The sequence below is a fragment of the Gracilimonas mengyeensis genome (genome assembly GCF_900182705.1).
GTDB classification, from domain to species: domain Bacteria; phylum Bacteroidota; class Rhodothermia; order Balneolales; family Balneolaceae; genus Gracilimonas; species Gracilimonas mengyeensis.
Window position 1 is genome coordinate 1 of record NZ_FXTP01000019.1, and the last position, 19,209, is coordinate 19,209.

Genomic DNA, 19,209 nt, shown 5'->3' on the forward strand with positions numbered 1-19,209 from the left:
AGGTCTTCACCCGCAAGCTGACCCTGATTAAGTAAATCCATTCCCACAAACCAAAAAGAACCTGCACAGCCGCCGGCACCCCCGGCGGCTTTTTTTATGTCTGATGAATTCATCACATTAGGAAAATCTTATTTTAAAAAAGATTTAAATGTGGTTATTTCAATCTGTTAGGTGGTACTAATAGTTGATATAAAAATATACGTTGGATTAAAAAATAGTGGGATAAAAAAGGCTAATCATGGATTTTAATAAGATTGGTGTACTTAGTCTGTTCATATCAATAGTTATTAGTTCGTGGGTATATGGACAGCAAAAATCAGAGGTTTGGTTCAGAAATTTCGGTCTGGAAGATGGATTGCCTGCCAAGAAAGTTAATGACATAAAACAAGGTTCCGATGGTTTTTTGTGGCTGGCTACCCTAAATGGTTTAGTGCGTTATGACGGTTATGAGTTTAAATCTTTTCGTATTCCCTCTGATAATGGCTTTCCAGTGGGTAATTTTACAGATCGTTTATTGGATGATGAGAATGGAAAGATTTGGGTTGGGTATTATTACAGCAACTACATTGGCTATTATGATACAGAAGAGCATCATTTTGGCTACATAGATTTGGCTGAAAAGCTTAAGCTGGATCAAGAGGCAAGGGCAGTACGTTTATTGGGGACAGATGCCCAACAGAATGTATGGGTTTCTTATTACCTGAATCTGGAATCGGCTATCATCCTGAAAATTGGTAGCAAAGATTCATCTATTTATCCTTATACGCAGAAGCAGGATTCTGTATTCCCGGTGTCGGATATTTATGGGGATTATATCCCTCCAAAAAGCTTGCATGTAGCAGAAGACAGTTCCTTATGGATGGGAGCCAACCGAGGCATATTGCACATCACCCCAAAAGACAGCCTGATTATATTTAATAGCGATGACGAGGATTTGGCAGATCCATATGTGTATAATCTTTTGGAAATGGGAGACGAATTCTGGTTAGCTACCGACAAAGGATTGATGACATTTGATAAAAACGGCCAACAGTTTAGGCGCATAGAAGCACCTGAACATTTGCAAGAGACTGAGATCATTCATCTTTATAAAGATGAAAACGGACTTATATGGATTACCACTGATGAAAGGACCTATCAATATGCGGAGGGTATCTTTAATCGCGTGGAAAGTGAAGAGCTGGAGGCCTTGAACAGTCCTTCCATGTTGCCACAGGTTGAAGACGAGCGTTATCTATGGTTTATCAATAAGCGGGTGTACGATGCTGGGGTACCCATGACGAATGGTATCACCAGATACGACAAGGGATCTGATGTCTATGAAGTCTTCAATTCCAATGAGATAGAAGGATTAGGGAATATCCAATATATCAGCCGGTTGTTTCTGGATCGTAGTGGATCATTATGGATTGGAAACTTTTATACCGGATTGTCGCAGTATCCTCCCTATTTTAAAAAATTTGAGACCCATTTTACAGACCCAAATTTTCAGGATTTGGTTGGCAATTCATTTTATTATCAAGCTGAAACCACGGCAGAGGGACATTATATAGTGGGTACGGGAAATGGGAAGATACTTGTCAGAAATGTTAATACCGGAGAGGAAAAGATATGGGCAGAGTTGGATCCTCCGGCCTTTGCAGATGGACGAAATCTTGTGTCTGATTTTCTTGCCTTAAAATCCGGAGTGTTGTTGGTTGCTACTCAAATGACCGGCCTGAAGAGAATCACCTACGATCCCGAGACCCTGGATATACAGGAAATTAAAACCTGGAGTATGGATGAAGTTGGGGTGGGGCGGTTGAGTAACCTGGTGTATGATGATAAGGGAAATTTATGGGTTACGGGCTTAGGAATAGCGAAGGTTGACTTGGAGGCCAATAGTTTTGAAGCATTTCATACTGTTTCGGAATATGATCCGAGGTATGATTTTGGGGATATTCTGGAAAAAGACAGTGAAGGTAAGTTGTGGTCGTACGGGTTTAATCAAAATGCGATCAAGCGGTTTGACCCGGTTACCAAAGAGTTGAAGGTGTTTAATTTTCAGGGAACCGTTCCTGAGAAACTAATCATGAATTCTGTGAACAATCATCACGAAACATGGGAGGGAAGACACCTGGTAGTGGCCAATGACTACATCTATGAGCTGAATGAAGAAGCCGGCCGCTTTGAGTTATTTATGGAGAATGAGCTTCCCGAACCTATAGATATCGAGCAAACCAAATCCGGTAAAATTATTGTGCTCACGTTCAGCCATGGTTTGTTTGTGATAAACATAGAAACCAAAGAAATCATCAAGCGCATAAAGCCTGAGGATGGTTTTGCGAGCGGGATAAACAGCGACCTGATGATAGATAAGGCGGGTAATTATTGGCTGCTTAATGCATTGGGTTTATCACGATATAATCCTGAAACCGGGGGAATTACCAATTATTATACCGATCAGGGGCTTTTGCCCAGTGAGTCTGAAATCAATTATCATTTTTTGACGAGTGACTCAACCACTTATTTTCCAATTTGGATAGGGAACACCGGGGTGGTGTCTTTTAATCCCAATCAGTTACCAACCAACAGCTACAGTCATAGCCCTGTTTTTACCCAGGTGAGTGCTCAAGACGAACTGCTTGCTGCCTCTGGTGAGGTCGATATTCATCATACCAAAAACAATGTAACGCTTACTTACAGTAACCTGGCTTTTCAGTATCCTGAGAAATCAGAATATCGGTATGCGATTAATGATGGGGAATGGAGTAACTGGGAGGCATCAAATCAGGCTCGGTTGGCGCAACTCTCACCGGGAAGCTACACGTTCAAAGTTGAAGCCCGCAATGCCGACCGGATACAGGCCAGTGATGCCGCCATCTATCGTTTTACTATCACACCACCCTGGTATCAAAGTACGATAGCTTATTGGTTATATGTCCTTTTTGGGATGAGCGGTTTGATAGCCGCGACTGTTTGGTATTCGAATTTCAGAACCCGGCAAGAGGCCATCAGAATGCAGGCTGAACAAGCCGAAGAATTGGCTAAACTGGACCGCATAAAAACGAATTTGCTGACCAATATTTCCCATGAATTGCGTACGCCTCTAACTTTAATCAATGGATCTATAGAGCAACTAAAAAGCCAGACTGATACTCTTGGCGATGGCTGGCAGCGACGTCTCAATGTTGCCCGCCGAAACGGGGATCGCTTACAGCAACTGGTTGAGCAGGTGCTGGATTTGACCCGCCTGGACGCTCAAAAAATGGAATTAGAGCCCAGCAACATAGAGCTGACTTCTCTTCTTTACCGAGTAACGGAGTCTTTTGGGAGTATGGCTGAGAGTAAAAATTTGACCATAAAAACCCAGCTTCCTGAACAAGAGTTATGGTTTCAGGCGGATGCCGATAAACTGGAGAAAATTATTGTAAACTTGCTTTCGAATGCGATTAAGTTCACCCCTAAGGAAGGAACGGTGGAGCTTATCTTAACTAACTACAGGGATGAGCTTAAGATTGAAATACGGGATACCGGCCGGGGCATAAATAAAGAACAACTTCCTCATATTTTTGATCGGTTTCATTCCACAGCAGATCAAATTGAATATGGAGGAAAGGGTATTGGTGTTGGACTGGCGATAACCAAAGAATTTGTACAGCAACATGATGGTACGATCTCCGTGGAAAGTCAGCTGGGTAAATGGACGGTTTTTGCGGTGTTGTTCCCCAAAAAAGACTATGGAAATCAGCTTAAAGTAAGCCCAGATGAGGAAGAGGTTACAGCAGAGACTTTTAAAGAAGAATTTTCTCTGCCAAAAATCGAATTGAACGGTGAGCATGAATTTACAGTGTTGTTGGTGGAAGACAATACCGACATGCGCAGCTATATTACCGATCTGCTAAGTACTGAAAATAATTTGAAGGTAAAGGTTGAAACAGCCGAGAATGGTCTGTCGGGCAAAAAGAAGTTACCGCTTGTTAAACCGGATATTATCATCTCTGATGTCATGATGCCGGAAATGGATGGCTTTACTTTTGCAGAAGAAGTGAGGAACATGTCAGATTTTAAATTAACGCCTATTATTTTGCTTTCGGCCCGAGCAGAAGTGGAAGACCGTGTGAGAGGATATGAAATCGGGGTGAGTGATTATTTGGCAAAACCTTTTAATGCGCAGGAGCTTAAGGCACGCGTTAAAAACCTGCTGCATCTCAGATCCGAACGGGAGAAATATCAACAAGAGAATGGGGTGGCAGAGGAGTCGGAAAATATCCCATTAACCTTACAACAGAAATTGCAGGCTTATGTAGAAGACCGGCTGTCCGATTCCAATATCACCGTTGAGGAGCTGAGCGATCATGTGAATATGAGTCGCCGGCAGTTATACCGTAAGCTAAAAGCCGATACGGGTTATACACCGGCTGAGTTTATACGGGAAATCAGAATGTACAAAGCGAGGCTAATGCTGGAGGATCATAAAAAAATGACGGTTAGCGAAGTGGGGTATGCAGTAGGATTTAGGACTCCTTCCTATTTTAGCAAATTATTTAAGGAACGCTTTGGACGGTCACCCTCAGAATACAACTAAGAATTTTATTCTATGGCACATTTGTTTTAGCATAGAAAACAGCCTGTAGAGCATATATGGGCTTTTTTGGGCACAAAAGTTATAGTTTTTGGCACATTCATTCACTGTATGCTTTGTCATCTTAACAGTGAATTAAAACACAATTATAGTATGATGAGTGAATGGCTTGAGGTATGGGTAAATGAATTGAATAATGGCCAAAACATATATAGGGATAGTGAGCTTAAGATCTTATTGATAATTATCGATCAGCATCTTTCTAATCCTAAGCTCACCGTGGAAATGTTGGCCGGATTATTAGAAATGAGCAGGAGGCAACTGTATAGAAACAGTGAAAGGTTGCTGGATATTCCACCCGGAAAATTGATTAAAGAAGCTCGTTTGCGAAAAGCCAGATGGCTAATTCGAAAAGGACGTTGTAAAACTACCGGACAGGTACTTAATGAAATCGGATTGGGTACCGCAAGGTATTTCGAACAGGAATTCAAAAACCGGTTTGAGGTGTATCCTGAAAATTTATTAACGCAAAATAACCAGCTGGCACAGGTTCAGGCACTTTAATAACTACTTACGAAATTAGTTTGATTGGCAAGCTTTTGAAAAAATTCCAAAAGGTGAGCTAACGCGGGGTGCAAACTATTCATCAAGTTAAGAGAGCTGCTTATGGGATTGACCAAAAATGGCTGCTGCAATTACATCCGGATACACAAGGTTTTGGGTGGGTACAGATGGTCCGGTATTGAATTGCATAGCGAACGGGGTAATCTCAAGGCGATGATGCAGGCATTCTGTCGGGAGCAATTTTAGTGCTCCCGGCACGGATGTCTCTATCTAATCAATTAATTACATGCAGTTATAACCTTCTTAAAAATGGACTTTTAATGCCAGCTTAGTGTTAAAAATATTTGGCGGGGAAAGTGTACTGATAAATAAAGCTTCTGCTATGCCCTGCACCGTTAAGGCAGCATCGGATGTTACGGTTAATGCCCTCTAAAAAGCACCAGAATTTTAAAACCAGTTTGTTCAAGGCCGTGTAGTTAAATCTGTTAGCGTGCTAAAGGTTAGGAATGATATCCGCAGTTAGCTAGACAAAAGTGATAGTTATAGGCTAAAAAAAGGCAGGGCGCATAATATGAAAGAGTATGATGAATGAAGGTGTAGATTTTGTAAGACTCAGGAAGGTCAAGTTCGTCCCGTAGGTGGTTCTATTGTACGGTTACAAGCATTTAGTTACAGAGGACAAAAGGTGATGACTTGCCAAAAATGCCGCCAAAAAATGAAACTGAAAGATAGGAGTAAACCATCTGAAACAGATGGAGGGAATGGAAGTTCATATCACAAGAAATTGGATGAGTTAGCGAGATTTTGAAAAACATGAGTAAAGAATAATAAAGGCTTTTTGAATAATCTATTTTCCTTGAAGTTGATTGTGGATAATGCTTGGCTATAAGTGGTCTAAGCTTTGGTCCCCATTTTAGTCCGCCAGACAGGGCCTTCCAGTTAGGATATTTCCTTTTTAAAATATTTGATTTTTCGTTTATGCTGATATTCGATAAGTTTTAAAAAGCATCCTTAATAAAATCTTACTAATTATATTTTTTCGATAATGAGAGCCTGATGGATTCAAAGAAAGCTTTAAAACATGCCTGGGAAAACTTCGTGGGGGGAGATGAAGCTTCTTTTGAAACCGTCTACAAAGGCTATTACGGCTCTTTGTTTGCATATGGCATTAAGCTGAACAACCAATCGGAGATCGTAAAAGATTGTATTCACGATTTGTTTAAGAATATCTGGGAGCGAAGAAAGGAGCTGGAGCATATTCATTCCCCAAATGTGTATTTGTTTGTGTCTTTACGCCGAAAAATCCTGAAAAGGGTTAAAGCGGAACGGGAGAAACGGGGCGATTTTAGTGAAACAGATGGAAGCGTTTTTACGGAGTTCTCGAAAGAGGATTTCATTATTCGGGATGAGATCAGGCGAGAGCAGAGAGAGCAATTAGAGCATGCTTTAAATCAATTATCCAACCGCCAAAGAGAGGTTATATATCTGCATTTCTACAACGGGATGAGCTACGGCGAGATTGAGCAAATACTATCCATCAACCGGCAGTCGGTGCGTAACCATGTATTTGGTGCCATGCAAACCTTACGCTCTTTATTGGATCAGCATTTTATGAAACTGGTTATTTCTTTGCTGCTTACGCTTACGTTTCTCAATGGCTCTTCGTTTTTTTTTTTTTTGGATAGATTTATCCTCCCATGTATAAATTAATGTGAGTTCGTGATTAAGTTAATTACTATGGCCTGAAGTCTGGCATTATTATCGTTGAAGTGGAGATAATATTTGGAACTCATTTGAATCTTTTAAGCCTTTAGCGAGGCGATGATGCATCAAGGGAATAACTCTTCGCCGAGCAATGACTTTTCCAAGGGGTAAGACTTCATCAAAAAAAGTTGAAGCGGTGGAAGCCTATCGACGTACGTAAAGCAACTCCATGAGTCTGGAGACTCACACTGCTTGTACTTTTCAGTCACCGCTTCGCTAAAGGCTTAAAAGATCACTTAGGGGGCTATTCCATCAGGGACAGGCAATTCTGTCTGACCTACATACACCTAAAAATTCGGGGTAAACTGTACAATCCGTTCCATCCGCGTTTTAATTAGGTTTGGACAAAAACATCATAGTCCGTTCCAACGCGGAGCGTATGGAACGAGGCGAAGGAGGATTATTCAATGAGATTCTGTTATCCCGGACGGAGCCCACTACGCTATGCTTGTCCGGGGCTATTTTCTGTTGTATCTGCCGGGACTAACGTAGGACGGATAGATTTATCCGTATATGTGTGTGAATCAGCAAGACGGACTCTTCCGTCCCGGTCGGACAAGTCTGCCCGACCTACGGACATTAAAAAATCCGGGCTGATCTTCTCAATCCATGTTATCCACGTCCTAATTCTTATTGGTCAATGGCATCATATTCCGTTCCAACGCAGAGCGTGTGGAACGAGGGGTAGCCACTACTTTTGGAGACTCATTAGGCCATAGGAAAAATTTTTTTAAACAAATATGAGTACGCTGGCTGTTTTCCGCACTCTCCTTATTCACAGAAGCAAAAAAACATAAAACCAACCAATATTATTCTGTGAGTAAAAAAGAAATAACGGTTCAGGATTTAGTAAATGACGCCTCCTTCCGCCGGATGGTAATTGGTACGGCCAGTGAGCAGGATATCAGAAAGTGGAATCGCTGGATGGAATCAAGTGATAAGAACCGGCAGCTGGCCCAGAAAGCAATGGCTGAAATTGCCGGTTTCCAGTTTGCGGCCCCATCCCTTCCTGATGTTGATGAAGAATGGAAAAAGCTTTCCCGCGATACCATCCAAAGAAAAGAAAAAACTAACCGGGGCACATCTAAACCAGGATCTTTCTGGAAATGGACATTCAGAGTGGCTTCCGTAGTTCTTTTAGCAGCTATCACCGGAATCGCTTTTTATATCTATCAGAGTGCGCCAGAGCCCATTGCTTCTTTTGAACAAATTATTGAAAAACAGAGTGTGCAAACCGGAGCGGATGAACACAAGATTGTACGCTTCAATAACGGGGCCAGGATGTTCCTGAACAGCAATTCAAAAATCACTTACTCCATTAATCAGCACACTGATAAGGCCATAGAAGTAGTGGTTGAAGGCGAGGTGTTTTTTGATTCGGGCGAAAAGATGAGCTCCGATGCTTCTGTATTTAAAGTGAATACTCCGGATGGAGTGATCAGGGATATCGGAACCCGGTTCCTGGTTACTGTTTTAAGGGATCGCTCAAGAGTGGTGCTGGAAGATGGAAGCGTGGAAGTGAATATGGGCGATCAACAGCCGGGTGATCAGGTGGTTTCCATGATGCCGGGAGAATTGCTGGAGTTCAATGAATCGGAAGTGGTAAGCAAGCAACAGGTAAACTCTTCTTTTTATACCTCGTGGGCCACCGGAGTAATGGAATTTGATGAAACCACCATCCGTGAGTTTGTGACTTATGTGCAGCAGCGTTTTGATGTAGAGGTTCAAATTGTGGATGAGGAAGTAATGGATATCAAACTGACGGGGGGCATCTATTTCCGGTCTTTGGAAGAGTTGGTGCGTGCGGTTTCAGACATAGCCAATATCCCCATTTATCAATCTGCGGATAGAAAAACCGTGTACATCGGAGATCACGCTGCCAAAAATTAATCAATCAATAACAATAGATACTATTAATGAATAAAGTTGGAGTGTTCATGAAATGGTCAATGCATGATTTTATTAAGATTGGGCTTACGGCTTACATCTGCTTTTTTGCCAGTACAGTTGAGGCTCAGTCTGTAGGAACCCTGCATGCCACAAGCGTGCAGGATAAACAAGCCAAACAGTTGATTATAGAAGAGGGCATGGCGCTGGAGATTGCCTTGCAACAGCTGGAACAGTTTGCCAATGTGGTATTTCTGTACCGCAGCGAGGTGGTAGAAGGAAAGAGGATCTTGAGTCAAAAAACGCTGCCTAGAAATGTTTCGAAGGCTCTGCAGATTTTACTTGAGGATTATAAACTGCGCTTTAAGTACATCAACCCAAAATCGTATGGCATTTTTGCTCCCGGGAATAATGTTATTTCTCCGCCGGTATCTTCAGTAGAGCGGGTGCAGGGTACGGTGGTAGATGCCAGCAACAACGAAACGCTGCCAGCAGTTAATATCCGAATTAAAGGCACTAACAGCGGTACCACCACCAATGCAGACGGGGAATTTGGCCTGGATGTGCCTTCCCTGCAAGATACGCTCGTTTTTTCTTTTATAGGCTTTCAAACCAAAGAAGAGCCCCTGGAAGGGCGAACCAACCTGACGGTGCGCATGCAGCCCCGGGTGGTTACAGGTGATGAATTAGTAATTGTGGGATACGGAAGCCAAAAACGCTCCAACCTAACCGGTTCTATCTCTTCTGTGGATGTGCAAAGCGTGGAAAGCAAAAACACCGTCCGCCTTGACCAAGCCCTTCAGGGACTTTCGTCCGGCGTGCAGGTTTCAGGTGGCTTTGCGCCCGGTTCCAGCCCAACTATTCACATTCGCGGAGTGGGTTCTATTGGAAACAGCGATCCGTTATGGATTGTGGACGGGGTGAAACTGGAAGGCGGTCCCGGCAACTTTTTCGACTCGGATGATGTGGAATCCATCGAGGTGTTAAAAGGGGCAACGGCGGCTTCTATTTACGGAGCTGAGGCGGCACATGGCGTGATCCTGGTGAATACCAAAAGGGGAGACGGGGATCTGCAGGTTAGCTTCAAAAGTTCTATCTCCCGGAAAGCGCCGCTGGATTTACCGAACCTGCTGAACAGCGAGCAGTTTGTGCAATACAAAAGAGAATCGCGGCTAAATGCGGGGCAGAATCCGGAACCGGCCTGGGATAACTATCAGCATGATACCGACTGGATTGATGCCTACTATGACGGAAGCGGTATCCTGCAATCCAATGATCTTTCGATTTCCAACGGCGGAGATAATTACAATTTTTACCTGTCTTTAGGATATGATAACGAAGACGGCATCCTTATTGACAACAACTACAAGCGGTATGGCATCCGGTTGAATTCGGATTTTGATATCTCGGAGTCGCTGAAAATCGGCGAGAGCTTGCTCTATTCGAAAGTAGAAGAGAACCCGATTGATAATTTTAACGAAAGCTTTTCTGGAGGCATCCCGTATCGTTCTATCCCCATTATGCCCATCAGGGATGAATCGAACCCATTTGGCGGCTGGGGACAAGCTCCGGCGTATTTCCAGGGACCAAACCCGGTGGCTACGCAGCGGCAGCAACATCAAAAACAAACCTACGACCGGCTTACCGGCAACATTTATCTGCAGGCCACGCCATTGCAAGGGTTAACGCTGAAATCGACTTTTGGCTATAACCATATGTCAAACACCGGGCAAGCCTTCCAGGAGGCTTTTGATTACGGTGCCTTTGCCAACCCCATCAATTCACTCACTTATAACCAGGCTACCAGCAATTCGCTCACTTTAAACCTGGTGGGTACCTACGAAAAAGACATCTCCCAGCATAACGTGAAAGTGATGGCTGGATACGAGGCCTCACAATCAAAAACCCGTCATTTTAATATCACCGGAACGGATCTACCGGTGGATGTGGGCTGGAGCATGAACCTGGCTACCGGCACATTCAATACTACGGATCGACAAAATATTTATGAAAGCCGCCTGCTGTCTCAGTTTGGCCGGTTCAACTACAATTACAAAGAGAAGTATTTCTTTGAAGCCAATGTGCGTCGGGATGCCTCGGCTCCCAAATTTGGTCCGGAAAATCTTTGGGGCGTATTTCCCTCATTTGCAGTGGCATGGAGAATTTCGGATGAGCAATTTTTCGAAAGCGTTCCGGTGGTATCAGACCTGAAAATCCGTGCGAGTACCGGTAAACTCGGCTCCGACAACATTGCCAACTTCATTTATGATAAAACCTACACTTCCCAATTTGCCAGCTATGCCTTTGATGCAGCCGGGCAGGACCGGGTATCCGGGTTTTACCTGAGTAAATTTCCCAACGAAGAAGTGAAATGGGAAGAAATTGTACAACATAATATTGGCTTGGATGCCGAATTTTTGGAAGGCCAGTACAACCTGAACGTTGATTACTACATCAAAGATACCAAGGATCTGCTGTACGGCGTTCCCATCCCGCCTTCTGTTGGAATCGCCGTTCACAACCAATACCCGGTCAATCCGCAGGTCAATATTGGCTCCATGCGCAATTCCGGTATCGATATAGAAATGGGCGCAAATTATGCCTTCAACGACTTCAGCCTTGGCTTAAAAGGCAACGCATCGCATATGCAAAATGAGGTGAAAGCCCTTAACGAAGACGAATACATTATTGGAGGAGCCGGCGGCGGACAAATCGGGGGTATGACCCGAACCCAGGTCGGAAAACCAATTTCCAGTTTTTACGGCTTTATCGTAGATCGTGTGCTGGATACCGAACAAGAGGTATATGCCATCAACTCCTGGGCACCGGACGGCATTTATCAGGCAGCTGGGACGGCCCCTGGCGATTTGATGTACAAAGACATCAGCGGACCCAATGGTGTGCCGGACGGACAAATTACCGAACACGACCGAACCTTTATTGGCAATCCCTGGCCCAAATGGCAGTATGGACTTACAGTGAATCTCAATTACAAGGCTATGTTTGATTTGTCCCTGTTTTTCCAGGGCGTGTATGATGTGGATGTCTTTAATGCCGAGAAAGCCTACTCCCGTAACTTTTTTGGAGATAACAACACCACGACCAAAATTGCCGAAGCCTGGACGCCGGAAAATCACACCAATCATCCAAGAAACATTGCCAGCGATCCGAACGGGAATTTCAGTAATCCATCCACCTACTTTGTGGAAGATGGCTCATACCTAAAGCTCAGAAACGTACAACTGGGCTACAATCTGCCGTCTTCATTACTCAGCCAGTTAAACCTGAGGAAAGTTCGCTTGTATCTGACCGCCAGCAACATATTAACTATCACCGGGTATTCGGGGATGGACCCGGAAGTGGCAGGCTCCAACATCAGCCGCGGCGTAGATTACGGGCAATATCCGCAAACATTTACCATGGGAGGTGGCGTAGATGTACAGTTTTAGAAAAAACACACCGAATCAGGAAAGAACAATCACACTACTCATGTCTAAACCATTATTGATTTTATTGTTGATAGCAGGAGTGATAGCTGGTTGCTCCGGGGATAACTTTCTGGATGTCTCGAATGAAAACGAGCTTTCATCCGACAACTACTATACCCGTATTGATCATTTTGATATGTCGCTAAACGGCGTGTATTCCGCTACCAAAAGCCTGGATCTGTTTGGACAGACTTTCTACGTGGAAACCCTGCTGGCATTGCCGCATACATCGGATTATTGGAATGCCCAAAGCCGCAACGAAGTAACCTCAGGTGATGCCAATGTGCTGATTGCCTGGAGGGGCTGGTACCGGGTGGTTTCCCGTGCAAACGATATCATCGAAAGTGCACCCGAATTTCTGGAAGAACAACAACCCAACCAGGCTATACAGGATGAATTGGACCTGATATTGGGGCAGGCGCATTTCCTCCGGGGCTTCGCATATTTCCATATGGTACGGTTATGGGGAGAAGATACCTTTGCGGATGACAGCACAAAGCTTGCGGTGCCGCTCATTCTTGAAATCCCCTCTACCCGCGATGATATGATGAAACCGCGTGCCAGCGTAGGGCAGGTGTATAACCAGGTAATTGCGGACTTCAAAAAAGCAGAGGAACTGTTGCCGGATGCCTGGTTTGGCGCGGATGTAGCCCGGGTAGATAAATATGCTGCCAAAGGATTTTTAGGGAAAGCCTATTTGTACATGGAAGAATACAGCCTGGCAAGAGGTTATTTCGAGGAATTAATCAATAATCCGAATTTAAGCCTGCTGCCTTATAACGAATACAAGGATCTGTTCCATGGCCAGTATGAATTCAGCACTGAATCCGTATTTGAACTGAACTACAGCATTGATATGGAGCAAAATATCTGGGAAAATGGTCTGGGTTCAGGCATTGCACTGTCCCTGGCACCTCCCGGACGTGGCTGGAGCAATGTGACTCCCCACGGCGTAAATGTATTCCGTTTAGGTGATGATCCCCGGGCAGAGATTGCCCTGTACGACCCGGAAGATTCGGTGGCTACCTCGGATGGCGACATGGAGCCGGCCGGCGAAAGTGAGTTCAATTATACCGGGCACAGCTTCAAAAAATACGTTCCCCAATCTTATTCGGTGTATTCCACCAACCGAAACTCCGGTATAAATTATTTAGTGATGCGTATGGCGGATGTGTACCTGATGTATGCGGAGACTATGAACGAACTCGGCAATGATAACACCGCGCTGGAATACGTGAATAAAGTCCGCCGCAGAGCCTATGGTTTTAATCCTGAAACTCCTGAGCCATCCGTTGATTTTAGCGGATTGGGAGGAAGCCAGTTGCAAGACTCCCTGCGGGAAGAACGCTTCAGAGAATTGTTTGCGGAAGGGCACCGGTGGTACGATATCGTGCGCTGGGATATTGTGGAAGAAGAGGTCACCAAATACAACGATTACCGCGTAACCCAGGGCCCCATCATCTATCACGAATGGGACAAATACTATCCCATCCCGCTTCAGGAAGTAAATACCAATCAGCAGATTGTACCAAGCAATGGGTACGAGTAAAAAACAAAAAACCTACAGGTTTCGAATTATACATAAGATGCAGAAAATTACTTTTTATATGTCATTGCTTTTACTGCTACTATTGTGGGCTTGTTCAGGCGATCCAACCGGACCCGGTTCCGGTAAAAACGGGATCCCTGAAGTTGAAAAAACAAACACGACCAAAGTGTATATGCACTACATGCCGTGGTTTGAAAGTAAACCTTTTTCCGGCTATTGGGGAACGCATTGGACTATGGCCAATCGGAATCCGGACAACATCCTGCAAAACGGTCAGCGTGAAATCGCCTCGCATTATTACCCGCTGATTGGCCCCTATGATTCGCAAGACCCGGCCGTTATTGAGTATCACCTGTTGCTGATGAAATACGCAGGCATTGACGGGGTGTTGGTGGATTGGTACGGCACGCACCGGCTTAATGATTACTTCACCAACCTGGCAAACAGCAATGCTTTTATTGAAAGAACCGGTGAGGTGGGATTGGATTTTGGCATTGTGTATGAAGAATTCACCGCAGGAAATGTAGGCCGGCAGCAGTCTCAATCTGATATAGAAGCGGCTCAGAAAGATATCGGGTACATAGAATCCAAATATTTTAGTTCCGATAACTACATCAACGTAGAGGGAAATCCTCTGCTGTTAACCTTTGGGCCAAGGCATTTTACCAGCGAGTCTGACTGGAATGAGGTGTTATCTGCTTTTGAAAAAGACCCGGTTTTTATGCCACTATGGGGCCATGAAAACCTGGTGGGAGAAGGTGCAGACGGGACTTTTTCATGGGTTGATTTCAATGAATCCCTCAGCGAACTGGCCTCATTTTACAGCAATGGTCCCGAAGGCGAATTTCAAATAGGATCGGCCTACCCCGGTTTTCACGATTATTATGTGGAAGGAGACTGGGGCAACAGCTATGGCTACGTAGATCTGGAAGATGGGCAAACGCTGCGGAATACGCTTCAAAAAGCAGAAGAGCATAGTGTGGATTACCTGCAATTGGTGACTTGGAACGACTTTGGCGAAGGGACCATGATTGAACCCACGGTGGAGTTTGAGTTCCTATTCCTGGAGATCATACAAGAATATACGGGAGTTGCCTACGGACGAGCCGAGCTGGAGCTGGTGTACGAATACTATCAAGCCAGAAAAGAATTTGGAGAAGATAAACCCGAAGAAATAGCCCTCATTTTTGATGCGCTGGTAACACTTGAGACGGAAAAAGCAGCACGCCTTTTGGGTGAACTTTGACCAACAGCATAGAAAATGATCAACCAAAAAATGTCACTAATAAAAAGTACAACTAACCCAAAATGAATAAAGCTATGGAAAAACAAAGAAGATCTTTCAACAAAATGTTACTGGTGTTTACGGCCATACTTTCTGTTGGTTTGTTTGCAGCATGCGGTACCGATTCCGGTGGCGGAGGAGAAGAGGAGTTGATTCCGAATCAGGAAGGATTGTATGTGTATGGATCCAATACTATTGCAGCAAATGTTAACGACCTGACCGCCAAGATGAATGCCGCTACCCTTGATGCCGGTCAGGGAGCCGGTGTGGAAAATATGACGGATGTGTATGGTAAGTTCATGTACATCGGGGCAAACAGCACCATTGAGTTTACCTATGTGGAGCAGGAAGAAGGAACGACTTACGGAGCGCCCGGCGGCGGATCGGTGGACAGTGCCTCAGTGGTCGGTAATGTGCCGGTTGCGGATGAAGTGATTCACGGAACCCTTACGGCCGATTCCGATCCTATTGAAGTTACGGAAGAAGGCCTGTACTACACCTACGTTGATGCCCGCGACCGCGAGAATATGCTGTTTATTTTGATGCCCGTTAAACCCGAAATAATTGGTGATGCCACACCGGGACAATGGGCAGAAGGAACGGCTATTACAGAAACACATGTCTCAGTAGATTCAGCCGTGTATGAAATCAATGATGTGGAACTGAATGGAGCGGCAGGCTACCGGTACCGTTTCAATAACGGGTGGCACGCCTACCAGGGCCCCGAAGTGGTTACACTTTCAAGCCTTGGTGTAGAAGATTACGCTACCGCCTGGGCCGACAGCACGGGCAATTACGATATTGGCTATTTCCTCGATAACATTCCGAATCACCTTACAGGATTGTTTACCGTTAAGCTAAAGTTTAATGCCAGCAGCGGAGAATGGAGCGAAACCAAGGTGAAAACCGGCGATTCTTTCAACGATTATTCCGATACCGAAATCGGCTGGTTTGGAAATGCGTATTTGGTGGATGGATCAGAACCTTCCGGGCAATGGGAAAGCGTACATATGGTGAAAACCCCGGAGCAATCCGATCTGTTGTATAACTGGAACTGGACAGTGGAGTTGATTGAAGGCCGGTCGTTTGTACTTCGTGATCCCGATGGAACCATCTGGATTACCTACGGTGGTGCGGCTAAAACCGGCTCTGCTTTTGATAATGAAGACATCGTGAAAGAAGACGGGCAAGACAATTATTATGTGAACACCCCCGGTACCTATAATGTCACCTTCACCATAGATTCAGAAACGGAAGGGCGCATCTTAACCATAGAACCTGCTGAATAATAGTAGCTTGATACCTCGGAAGCACTGTAGCAAATCAATCCTGATTTGTTGCAGTGTTTTTTTGCTCTAAAGTAATGATAGGCTAAATGTAAGCTTCATATATGTTGGTTCAGAAGAGGGATTAAATATCTGATTTGAAAGCCCTCTTCTCTACATTAATTACTCCTACCATCATTTTCTATTGCTTGGGCCTTAGAAAAAAGAGCGTTAAGAAGAAGACGAAATGGAGCGTTAATAAATAAATCGTTCCGCACGGTTGTTTGGTGACAGGCAAGCCCGGTTGTGGAGCATTGATTTATTTTAGCGGAAGGCAGGATTCTTTAGCGCTTTTTTCGCCCGCTTTGAACTTTTGTTACTTTTGGTTCAAGCCAAAAGTAAGAGCATGTAAAGGGCTTTTTAAAGGAAGTAAAAATATGATTTTATATATCCGGCTTTAGAATTGATTTTAGGTATTAATAGAGCATCACCATTAGCCCAAAACTTCACCTTCTGCCCAATTTCAACCCAATAATTATCTGCTAAAAAACATGGCTCTTTCCTTCTTCAATAAACGTACAAAGCGTATCTCAAAAAAGATGCTTTACCTCATCATACCCCTTCTTTTTATAAGCTGCTCCAACACGGATATCAACGAACCATTCACCAGCCCGGATGAGAAAATTACAGTGGAAGTGAACCGAACCAACGAGGGAGGACTGACGTATTCGGCGGCTTACCAGGAAACCGAGATTATTAAGCCATCCGCGTTGGGGATAGAGTTTATGGATAGCACGGTGTATGCGGGCGATATTGAGATCTTACATTTTGAGAAATCATCCACGGATGAAACCTGGGAGCAGCCATGGGGGGAAAAGCGGTTGATTAGAAATCACTACAACGAATACAAACTTGAAACGGTTGCCGGCGGACATCAGCTAAACATATACTTCCGGCTTTTTAATGATGGTGTGGCTTTCCGTTATGAAATCCCTGAGCAGGAGAACCTGGATTCGCTGAACATCAAAAAAGAAAAAACAGAATTTATTTTTGCGGATAATTACCCGGCTTGGTGGATTCCCGCCTACATGCCCGACCGGTATGAGTATCTCTACAAAAAATCCCCGATTAATGAACTGGAAGTAGTACATACGCCGCTCACGCTCGAACTAAACGATTCACTGTATGTATCGATCCATGAAGCGGCCCTAACCGACTATGCCAGCATGGTGTTGCGGCAGTCCGGGACGAATACCTTGCATGGAGAGTTGGTGCCGTGGTCGGATGGTATTGCGGTGAAAGGATCGGCACCGGTTACCTCCTCATGGCGAACCATTCACATTACCCAAACACCGGGTGAGCTGCTTACCTCGTCTATGATTTTGAACCTGAACGAGCCTAATAAACTGGAAGATACATCCTGGATTAAGCCCGGCAAATACATTGGTATTTGGTGGGGCATGCATATCGACAAATACACCTGGGGTTCTGGTGAACGCCACGGGGCCACGACCGAAATCACCAAAAAATACATCGACTTTGCCGCTGAGCACGGTTTTGATGGGGTGCTGGTTGAGGGCTGGAATATCGGTTGGGATGGAGATTGGGTAAACAATCTGGACGCTTTCAACTTCACTCAACCTTATCCAGATTTTGATATTGAAGCCCTCACCGAATATGCCCGGGAAAAGGGTGTTGGACTGATTGGACATCATGAGACTTCGGCGGGCGTTACCAATTACGAAAATCAACTGGAAGACGCCTTTCAGTTTTATGAAGATCTGGGCATCAGTCGCGTGAAAACTGGCTATGTGGGGCCAAAATTGGATGGCAAAGAATGGCATCACGGTCAGTTTGGGGTTCGCCATTACCGCAAAGTGGTGGAGACTGCCGCCAAACATCACGTTATGGTTAATGCCCATGAACCGATCAAGGATACCGGGATACGGCGCACTTATCCCAACATGATGACGAGAGAGGGCGCCCGCGGGATGGAGTTCAACGCCTGGTCGGCCGATGGCGGGAACCCGCCGGAACATACCACCATTTTGCCTTTTACCCGGCTGGTAGGCGGCCCGATGGATTTCACGCCCGGCGTGTTTGAACTGGAGATTCCCTCTAAACCCAACAACAGAGTGAATACCACGCTGGCCAAACAGTTGGCGTTGTATGTGGTTATTTACAGTCCGTTGCACATGGCCTCGGACTTACCGGAGAATTACGAAGGCGAACCGGCTTTTCAGTTTATTAAAGATGTGCCTACTGACTGGGAAGACACCAAAGTATTGCAATCCAAAATTGGGGATCATATCACCGTGGTTCGGAAAGACCGCAACAGCGAAGATTGGTACCTGGGCAGCATCACCGATGAAAACAGCCGGACTTTTGAAATTGATTTGAGCTTTTTGGAAAAAGGCGTTACTTATAAAGCTGAAATGTATCAAGATGGCGAAGAGGCTAACTATCAATCCAATCCTGCAGCTATTAAGATTGCCTCCAAAGAAGTAACGGCAGAAGATACGCTAACTATTGATTTAGCCCCGGGTGGAGGGATGGCCGTGAGATTTGAGAGGCTTTAATTGGAAAGACTGTTTTTGCTCTCGTTACCAGTCCTTCAGTCTGTGTGAAAAGCAATTCATCAATGCGATTCAGTTAAATATTTTTGAAAAATATGTTTCCATTGCTCAAACCTCCAGGGATTTTAAAATCCCTGGAGGTTTATCCTAATTAGTAGCCATCTGCTTCTAATTATTTGATTTTTAATACAGGCTGTATCGCGAGTAATTAAGGGAGGAGTGGGTACATGGTGCAAAGGAATGGTATATTTTTTCACTCGCATAAAC

Annotated in this window: 9 protein-coding genes; all 9 read left to right on the forward strand. The window is 44.7% G+C overall.

Features of this window, described 5'->3' with window-relative positions; all coding sequences use genetic code 11:
- Nucleotides 1–238 precede the first annotated feature (238 nt).
- The 9 genes from FN815_RS17305 to FN815_RS17345 all read left to right on the forward strand — a co-directional run bounded on the left by FN815_RS17305 (nt 239) and on the right by FN815_RS17345 (nt 18,945).
- Nucleotides 239–4,567, forward strand: coding sequence for a hybrid sensor histidine kinase/response regulator transcription factor (locus FN815_RS17305; protein WP_142456086.1), 4,329 nt, complete (start codon nt 239–241; stop codon nt 4,565–4,567).
- Between the two features lie 153 nt (nt 4,568–4,720).
- On the forward strand, nt 4,721–5,128 hold the full coding sequence (locus FN815_RS17310) for a helix-turn-helix domain-containing protein (protein WP_221930356.1): 408 nt from the start codon (nt 4,721–4,723) through the stop codon (nt 5,126–5,128).
- 1,056 nt (nt 5,129–6,184) lie between these two features.
- Nucleotides 6,185–6,838, forward strand: coding sequence for an RNA polymerase sigma factor (locus FN815_RS17315; RefSeq protein WP_142456090.1), 654 nt, complete (start codon nt 6,185–6,187; stop codon nt 6,836–6,838).
- A gap of 870 nt (nt 6,839–7,708) precedes the next feature.
- Entirely contained in the window at nt 7,709–8,782 is a 1,074-nt protein-coding gene (locus FN815_RS17320; protein ID WP_142456092.1) for a FecR family protein, read from the forward strand.
- Nucleotides 8,783–8,808: 26 nt separating this feature from the next.
- A complete protein-coding gene (locus FN815_RS17325; RefSeq protein ID WP_142456093.1) occupies nt 8,809–12,228 on the forward strand; it encodes a SusC/RagA family TonB-linked outer membrane protein in 3,420 nt (1,139 codons plus the stop codon).
- Nucleotides 12,229–12,268: 40 nt separating this feature from the next.
- Nucleotides 12,269–13,816: a RagB/SusD family nutrient uptake outer membrane protein gene (locus FN815_RS17330; RefSeq protein ID WP_185957359.1), complete on the forward strand. Its 1,548-nt coding sequence runs from the start codon at nt 12,269–12,271 to the stop codon at nt 13,814–13,816.
- 58 nt (nt 13,817–13,874) lie between these two features.
- Nucleotides 13,875–15,062: a glycoside hydrolase family 99 protein gene (locus tag FN815_RS17335; RefSeq protein WP_185957360.1), complete on the forward strand. Its 1,188-nt coding sequence runs from the start codon at nt 13,875–13,877 to the stop codon at nt 15,060–15,062.
- 74 nt (nt 15,063–15,136) lie between these two features.
- Complete coding sequence (locus FN815_RS17340) at nt 15,137–16,390, forward strand: hypothetical protein (RefSeq protein WP_142456099.1); 1,254 nt, start codon at nt 15,137–15,139, stop codon at nt 16,388–16,390.
- Nucleotides 16,391–16,965: 575 nt separating this feature from the next.
- The gene (locus FN815_RS17345) at nt 16,966–18,945 is read left to right on the forward strand and encodes a glycoside hydrolase family 97 protein (protein ID WP_142456101.1); all 1,980 of its coding nucleotides are present in this window, start codon (nt 16,966–16,968) and stop codon (nt 18,943–18,945) included.
- Nucleotides 18,946–19,209: the final 264 nt, after the last annotated feature.